This is a genomic window from Skermanella sp. (genome assembly GCF_059503625.1).
On record NZ_JCACHA010000939.1, the window covers coordinates 1 to 7,077 of the forward strand.

A 7,077-nucleotide genomic window follows, 5' to 3' on the forward strand; every position below is an offset into this window, starting at 1 on the left:
TGGTGATCGACGTTGGCCGTGACGAAGGCCGAGTACCGCGAGCGCATCAGCGCTTCGGGCGTCGGGGCCTTGGCGGCTCCGTCAAGATAAGGGCCGCAGCACTGATCGAGGGTGCGGCTAGAGCCGCAGGGGCAGTTGCTCATAGGTCAGTCTCCCAGTTTTGGGACAGATCTAGCCGAACCGGCGGTGCAACGCCACGGGCAACAGGTTTGCAAACGGCACGCTAGGATGGGGGGCTGGTGTCGGGCTATCATGGCGGCGTCAATTTCCCGATCGGGGCCTGTGGTGGATAAGAAGATTTCTCAAGCGCATCTCGGCAACGTGCTGCGCGACGCGACGATACCGGAACTGCCCAATCATTACCGGGGCAAGGTGCGGGACAACTACGACCTGCCCGACGGGCGGCGAATCATTATCGCGACCGACCGCCTGAGCGCGTTCGACCGCATCCTGACCGCCGTGCCGTTCAAAGGGGAAGCGCTGACCCAGATCGCCCGCTTCTGGTTCGAGAAGACGGCGGACATCTGCCCGAACCACGTGATCGACTATCCCGATCCCAACGTGGTCGTATGCCGCCGGCTGAACATCATGCCGGTCGAGATCGTCGTGCGCGACTACCTGACCGGCACCACCAGCACATCGATCTGGTCGATGTACAAAAAGGGCGAGCGGCAGGTATACGGCGTCACCCTGCCCGACGGCATGCACGAGCACCAGAAGCTGCCGCACACGATCATCACGCCGACCACCAAGGCCTTCGACGGCGGCCATGACGAACCGCTGACTCCCGGTGAGATCACCGAGCGCGGGCTGCTGACACAGGAGCAGTGGGACACGGTTTCCCGGCTGGCGCTGGGCCTGTTCGAGCGCGGCCGGCAGATCGCGGCGGAGCACGGACTGATCCTGGTCGATACCAAATACGAGTTCGGCTTCGACGAATCCGGCAACATCATCCTGGCCGACGAGATCCACACGCCCGACAGCAGCCGATACTGGTTCGCCAAGAGCTACGACAGCCGGATCGCCGCCGGCGAGCGGCCGGAAAGCTTCGACAAGGACTTCGTCCGGACCTGGGTCACCGCGCGCTGCGATCCCTATCAGGACGACATTCCCGAGATCCCCGGCGATGTCGTGCTCGATGCCGCCGCCCTCTATATCGACGTCTTCGAGATCATCACCGGCCGGAAATTCGAGATTCCCGACCAGCCGGCGCCGGTCCTTGAGCGAATCCGCACCAACCTGAAGCGCTATTTCTGACCGGTCCGGTTCAGTACCGGTTCAGCCACAGCCCGTACCATTGCCCGTTACCACTGAGTTCAAAGCTTGTCCTACGTCGGCATTGATTTCGGCACCACCAACAGCGCGGTCGCCATCGCGGAGGCCTCCGGGCCGTCGCGGCTGGTCCCGCTGACCGTCGGTACTCAGGTCTTCGAGACCTTCCGCTCCGTCCTGTTCTTCGAGAAGCAGGAAGACCGTCTCGGGACCACTCTGGTCCACTGGGCCGGGCCGGAGGCGATCGAGGCCTATCTGGACAGCGAGGGCGAAGGACGGTTCGTCCAGTCGGTGAAGTCCTATCTGGCGTCGAAGGACTTCACCGGCACCAACATCCTCGGCAAGCAGTTCGGCATCGAACCGCTGGTCTCGCTGATCCTGAAGGACCTGAAGGCCAAGGCCGAGACATCGGCCGGCCCCCTGCCCCAGACGATCGTCGTCGGTCGACCGGCCCACTTCGTCGGCGATGCCGGCGACGATGCCGAGGCGATGGCGCTGGACCGCCTGCGGGAAGCCTTCCGGCTGGCCGGAGTGCATGAGATCCGGTTCGAGTTAGAGCCCGTCGCGGCAGCCTACCACTACGAAAGCGGACTGGAGCGTGACGAGCTGGTGCTGATCGCCGATTTCGGTGGCGGTACCAGCGACTTCTGCCTGCTGCGGGTCGGCCCGAAAGCCCGCGCCTCGGCGCAGGCCGACGGCGACCGTGCGGGCGACATCCTGGGAGTCGGCGGCGTCGGGATCGCCGGCGACAGCTTCGACAGCCGGATCGTCGAGCATTGCGTGACGCCTCACCTGGGCCGCGGGACGCACTACCGGTCGATGGACGGGCAGATGCTGCCGATGCCGGTTTGGCCATTCGAATACATGCGGCGCTGGCACCTGCTGTCGTTCCTGAACACCACGCAGACACGGCGGATGCTGACGGAGATCCTGCGCACCTCCGAGAACCCGACGCAGATCCAGGCGCTGATCACCGTGATCGAGGAAGGTCTGGGCTTCCACCTTCACCGCGCGGTCGAGCACGCCAAGGTCTTGCTGTCGGGCCAACCGGAGACGAAATTCCGCTTCGCCTTGCCCGGCGCCTCGATCGAAACGACGATCCAGCGCGCTGATTTCGAGGACTGGGTGAAGCCGGAAACCCTTGCCATCGCCGGCTGCGTCGACGACCTGATGGAGCGTACCGGCGTCTCCTTCGCCGATGTCGACCGGGTATTCATGACCGGAGGGTCCTCGTTCATCCCGGTCATCCGCCGCCTGTTCTCCGACCGTTTCGGAGAGGACAAGCTGCGGACCGGCGGAGAACTGACCTCGGTCGCGAGCGGGCTGGCGCTGGCCGCCCGCGCCGCGTCCAGGTGACAGGCGTCAGGACGCCCAGTTCGTCCGGAAGTCGTTGAACAGCGTCAGGCCGCCGCAGGCGTAGATCGTCTGCCCCGTAATGTAGGACGCATCGTCGGACGCCAGGAAGGCGAAGACCGACGCCATTTCCTCAGGCGATCCGGCGCGTCCCATCGGGATATGGGACTCGACGTTGGCGCGGGCCTCCTGATCGTTGCGCCACGCATTGTTGATGTCCGTCAGGATGGCGCCGGGGGCTACGGCGTTGACCCGGATGCCCCGGTCGGCATATTCCAGCGCCAGTGTACGAGTCATGTTGCCCAAGCCGCCCTTGGAGATCGAATAGGCGATGAAGCCGGGCTTCGGGATCATCTGATGGACGCTGGAGCAGTTGATGATTGTGCCGCCGCCCGGCCGCGACAGAAAATGCCGGATCGCCGCCTGGGAGCAGACCAGAGCGCCCGTAAGGTTGACGTTCAGGATCTTGTGATACTCGGCAACGGTGTAGGATTCGCTTTTGGCTTCGGACTGGATGCCGGCATTGTTGACCAGGATATCCAGCCGGCCCCACTCGCCCAGCATATCGTCGACCATGGCGAGGGCGGAACGCTCGTCACCGACATCGGCCTGGATGATCTTATGGCCGTCGGGGTTGGTGTCGGTTCCCGATCTGGCCGTGGCCTCGCGCACGAGGTCGAGCGTTTCCTTGGCCGCACCCTCGGAGCCTGAGTAGTTGATGGCGACCGTGGCGCCTTCTTCGGCGAAGCGGACCGCTACCGCGCTGCCGATACCGCGCGAAGCGCCGGTGACCAGGGCGAAACGGCCTTGGAGACGGGGAAAGATTCGGGCTACTGGCTGAGATGGAGACACGAACGGCAGTCCTCTCTTCTGTCGTGCGAACAATCGGAGCCGGCATTCTGCCGGCCGGTGTCACGTTAACGGTTTAGCGCTATGGTTCGGCTCACGAATCGAACTGACCGCCGAGACGGACCGGAATGAATTTGAACGACGCAGCAATCAGGGCATTGGAAGAACGGGCGTTCAACGCGTGGCCTGCACTGCGGTCCGCCTACTGCGACGGCTGGCTCTTCCGCTTTTCCGACGGGCTGACGCGGCGCGCGAACTCGGTCAATGCAATTGCTCCGGCAGGGAATTTTCGCGAGACGCTGGACTTGGCGGAAGCACTTTATGGCCGTCAACGTCTGCCGACGATCTTCCGGTTGTCTCCCCTGGCCGGCAACGAGCCTGACGGCGTGCTGCATCGGGCGGGCTACCGGTATATGGACGAGACCCAGATAATGACCATGGCGCTTGGGGAAGACATCAGGGTCGATCCCGATGTGGAGATCCAGGCGCAGCCGTCATCGTCCTGGAGCGCCGGGTTCGCCGCCGCCAACGGTATTTCGCCGGCCATGCGGGGGGTTCATGACCGCATGCTGGCCTCTATCCTGATGCCGGCAGGCTATGGGACCGTATTCGAAGCCGGGAAGCCGCTCGCCTATGGGCTGGCGGTGGTCGAGCGCGGCATGGTCGGACTGTTCGATATCGTGACGGTTCCGGAGGCGAGACGCCGGGGCATAGGACGTCTGCTCGTGAAGTCCCTGCTGGCCTGGGGGAGGACGCAGGGAGCCTCCGCAAGCTACCTGCAAGTACTCGGGCGCAACGATGCGGCGCGGGAGCTTTACGGCGGCCTCGGCTTTGCCGAAGCCTACCGGTATCACTACCGTCTACGGGTTTGACGGCGCGGATAAGGCCCCGCTACTTCTTCGGCATCGCAACGGTCAGGTAAGGACCCTTAGCGGCGTCGCCCGACGCGGCGATCTGAGGGACGGCGTTGCGAACGGGCTTGAGGCTCTTCAGGTAGCTGGCAAGAGCCTGAGCATCGCTGTCCGTCATTTTGGAATATGACCGCCAAGGCATTACGGGTGCGAGTTCGCGTCCGTCGGGGCGGACTCCCGTCCGTAGCGACTTGATGATATCTGCCTCGGACCAGCCTCCAAGGCCAGTGTCGGCGTCGGGGGTGAGGTTGGGCGGATAGAAGATGCCGAGACCGGGAAGCTCGAAACCTATCGAGGAGCCGGCAAGATAAAGCGCCGCGTCGGGCTTGCCTGCAAGGGCCCCGCCGGTGTGGCAGCCGGTGCAGTCCATGATGGTCGCCAGATACTCGCCCCGATTTGCCATGTCGGCCGCCTGGGCACCGACTGTAACCAGAGTTCCGGCAATGACCCCCGCCATCAGCTTAATCATCATGAACCGCTCCGGATTGGTCAGTTACCGGATAAAAGCGGCACAAACCCAATCAGTCCAGCGGGCAGTTGGTTTATGGACTTTACAGATGATGGCATGACCTGAAGGCTTGCCTATAAGCCTTCAGGGGATACCCATAATCTTGTGCGTCTGGAGGCTCAGGCGCCAGTTCGGATTCGCGAGGCAATAGGCGATGGTGGCTTGAAGGTTCTCGGTCCGATCAGGGCCGTCCATCGGTTGCAGGAAGAAGTTGTCGAAGCGGAGGTTCAGGAAGTTCTCGGGCCTTGCCTCCGGCTCCGCCTGCGGGAAAACCAGTTTCAACTCGTTGCCGCGCTCGACCACCAACTGAGAACCGGCCTTTGGGCTGACGCAGATCCAGTCGATGCCATCCGGCACCGGCTTGGTGCCGTTGGTTTCGATCGCGATCTCGAACCCTGCCGCGTGCAGGGCCTCGATCAGCGGGGTATCGAGCTGAAGCAGAGGTTCGCCACCGGTGCAGACGACATAGGGACGCCCGCCGACGCCCGCAGGCCACTGCGCCGCGACGGCGGCAGCCAGGGTTGCGGCGTCGGGGAAACGGCCACCGCCGGTCCCGTCCGTCCCGACGAAGTCGGTATCGCAGAAACGGCAGACGGCTGATTCCCGGTCGGCCTCCCTGCCGGACCAGAGATTGCATCCGGCAAAGCGGCAGAACACGGCAGGCCGTCCAGCCTGGGCGCCCTCGCCCTGAAGCGTGTAGAAGATTTCCTTTACGGCGTAGCTCATTACATGCGCTCCTCAGGCATTGGCCGAGGCGCAGGTGTCGGCGACCGGATCGCTGCCCGGCAGCAGGTCGTTGATCGAGTTGTCCGCGCGCCACCACCAGCTGTCGTCTCCGGTGCCTGCCGGGATGACTTGGGCGGGATCGCCGTCGAAGGCGACGGTGTTGGTCGGCGTTTCTTCGATCGAGACTTCGACGCAGGTGAGCCGGCCGCCATCCGCCGCGAGGAAGGCGTTCAGCTTGGCCATGAAACAGGCGGCGAGAAGCTCGGTCGTCGGATCGCCGGGCATCACCATCAGGCGCGGCAGAACCTCCGGCTCGATCCGCGCGAAGACTTCGATCAAAGGATCACGGTCGGAAACCTGGAAGGCGTGATCGACGTGGTTGTCGATCCAGGAGTGCCACTGCTTCTTGGCGCGCTCGAACGGCTCGACCATATTGGCGCCGCCGTCGAGACGTTGGGGACGCGTGGACTTGAGCTTGACCGTCACGGTTTCGTTGTGGCCGTGCGGGACGGCGCATTTCGGCGAACCGCCGGACAGCAGGCGGTGAGCCATCGAGTAACGGCGGCTGAAGATCAGGCTAAACATCAGTGATTTCCGAAGGCGCCCGTTTGGCGCGCTTTGCTGCATAAACTTCCCAGCCACGTGCCCGCAGATCGCAGGCCGGGCACTCGCCACAGCCATATCCCCAGGCATGGCGGTGGTTGCGGTCGCCCTTATAGCAGGTATGGGTCCGTTCCGCCATAAGCTCCACCATCGGCTTGCCGCCGATGTCCTCGGCAAGCTGCCACGTGGCGGCCTTGTCGATCCACATCAGGGGAGTGTGGAGGACGAAGCGCTTTTCCATACCAAGATTGAGGGCGACCTGAAGGGCCTTGAGCGTATCGTCGCGGCAATCGGGATAGCCGGAGTAATCGGTCTCGCAGACGCCGGTGACGATGTGGCGAAGGCCGCGACGATAGGCAAGGGCAGCCGCAAATGTCAGGAACAGCAGGTTGCGGCCGGGCACGAAGGTATTGGGGAGATTAGCCGCCGTCATGTGGATCTCGACATCGTGCGTCATGGCCGTCTCACCGAGAGAGGCCAGGGTCGCGAGGTCGAGCATGTGATCGGCGCCGAGCTTTTCGGCCCAGTCAGGCCGCAGGCTGGACAGCCCTTCACGGACTGAGGCGCGGCATTCCAACTCTACCGAGTGGCGTTGGCGATAGTCGAAGCCGATGGTCTCCACAATGGGGAAGCGGTCGAGGGCCCAGGCGAGGCAGGTGGTGGAGTCCTGACCGCCGGACAGCAGCACCAGCGCCCCATCGGTGAACTGTTCAGTCATGCCCCCTCCTGTCTCGGCTACCGTTCACAGGGCAGATAGGCACTGCCCTGAATAGAAAAAGGAAAAACCCCTGAGCCGCGAGCGGTTCAGGGGTTTTGTTTGGTTGCGGGGGCAGGATTTGAACCTGCGACCTTCAG

At 63.7% G+C, this 7,077-nt stretch carries 9 protein-coding genes; 3 read left to right on the forward strand and 6 right to left on the reverse strand.

Translation table 11 applies throughout. From position 1 onward, the window contains the following. Positions 1-143: YchJ family metal-binding protein (locus tag AC5JJ6_RS34240; protein ID WP_496046335.1), on the reverse strand; the 143-nt coding region annotated here is incomplete at its 3' end. A 142-nt stretch (positions 144-285) separates the two neighbouring features. On the opposite strand from AC5JJ6_RS34240, the gene AC5JJ6_RS34245 reads away from it, so the two are divergent. After that, complete coding sequence (locus AC5JJ6_RS34245; protein ID WP_496046327.1) at positions 286-1,257, forward strand: phosphoribosylaminoimidazolesuccinocarboxamide synthase; 972 nt, start codon at positions 286-288, stop codon at positions 1,255-1,257. A gap of 66 nt (positions 1,258-1,323) precedes the next feature. Then, a complete protein-coding gene (locus AC5JJ6_RS34250; protein WP_496046328.1) occupies positions 1,324-2,628 on the forward strand; it encodes an Hsp70 family protein in 1,305 nt (434 codons plus the stop codon). 6 nt (positions 2,629-2,634) lie between these two features. On the opposite strand, the gene AC5JJ6_RS34255 is transcribed toward AC5JJ6_RS34250, so the two are convergent. Beyond that, positions 2,635-3,477, reverse strand: a complete 843-nt coding sequence (locus tag AC5JJ6_RS34255) for a glucose 1-dehydrogenase (protein ID WP_496046329.1) — start codon at positions 3,475-3,477, stop codon at positions 2,635-2,637. Between the two features lie 125 nt (positions 3,478-3,602). Here AC5JJ6_RS34255 and AC5JJ6_RS34260 point away from each other — a divergent pair, with 125 nt between their 5' ends. Beyond that, positions 3,603-4,346, forward strand: a complete 744-nt coding sequence (locus tag AC5JJ6_RS34260; protein WP_496046330.1) for a GNAT family N-acetyltransferase — start codon at positions 3,603-3,605, stop codon at positions 4,344-4,346. 19 nt (positions 4,347-4,365) lie between these two features. Here AC5JJ6_RS34260 and AC5JJ6_RS34265 read toward each other — a convergent pair whose 3' ends face one another. From AC5JJ6_RS34265 to queC, 4 genes are all read right to left on the reverse strand, one after another. Next, entirely contained in the window at positions 4,366-4,857 is a 492-nt protein-coding gene (locus AC5JJ6_RS34265; RefSeq protein ID WP_496046331.1) for a c-type cytochrome, read from the reverse strand. Between the two features lie 120 nt (positions 4,858-4,977). Next, positions 4,978-5,619, reverse strand: coding sequence for a 7-carboxy-7-deazaguanine synthase (queE, locus tag AC5JJ6_RS34270; protein ID WP_496046332.1), 642 nt, complete (start codon positions 5,617-5,619; stop codon positions 4,978-4,980). A 12-nt stretch (positions 5,620-5,631) separates the two neighbouring features. Continuing rightward, a complete protein-coding gene (locus tag AC5JJ6_RS34275) occupies positions 5,632-6,204 on the reverse strand; it encodes a 6-pyruvoyl trahydropterin synthase family protein (RefSeq protein ID WP_496046333.1) in 573 nt (190 codons plus the stop codon). Then, entirely contained in the window at positions 6,197-6,940 is a 744-nt protein-coding gene (gene queC / locus AC5JJ6_RS34280) for a 7-cyano-7-deazaguanine synthase QueC (RefSeq protein WP_496046334.1), read from the reverse strand. The genes AC5JJ6_RS34275 and queC overlap by 8 nt, the downstream gene beginning before the upstream one ends. Positions 6,941-7,077: the final 137 nt, after the last annotated feature.

Bases quoted from the DNA above. Each gene is read 5' to 3' on its own strand.
- AC5JJ6_RS34260 (WP_496046330.1), top strand. From the start codon at position 3,603: ATGAATTTGAACGACGCAGCAATCAGGGCATTGGAAGAACGGGCGTTC.
- AC5JJ6_RS34265 (WP_496046331.1), bottom strand. From the start codon at position 4,857: ATGATGATTAAGCTGATGGCGGGGGTCATTGCCGGAACTCTGGTTACA.
- queE (WP_496046332.1), bottom strand. From the start codon at position 5,619: ATGAGCTACGCCGTAAAGGAAATCTTCTACACGCTTCAGGGCGAGGGC.
- AC5JJ6_RS34275 (WP_496046333.1), bottom strand. From the start codon at position 6,204: ATGTTTAGCCTGATCTTCAGCCGCCGTTACTCGATGGCTCACCGCCTG.
- queC (WP_496046334.1), bottom strand. From the start codon at position 6,940: ATGACTGAACAGTTCACCGATGGGGCGCTGGTGCTGCTGTCCGGCGGT.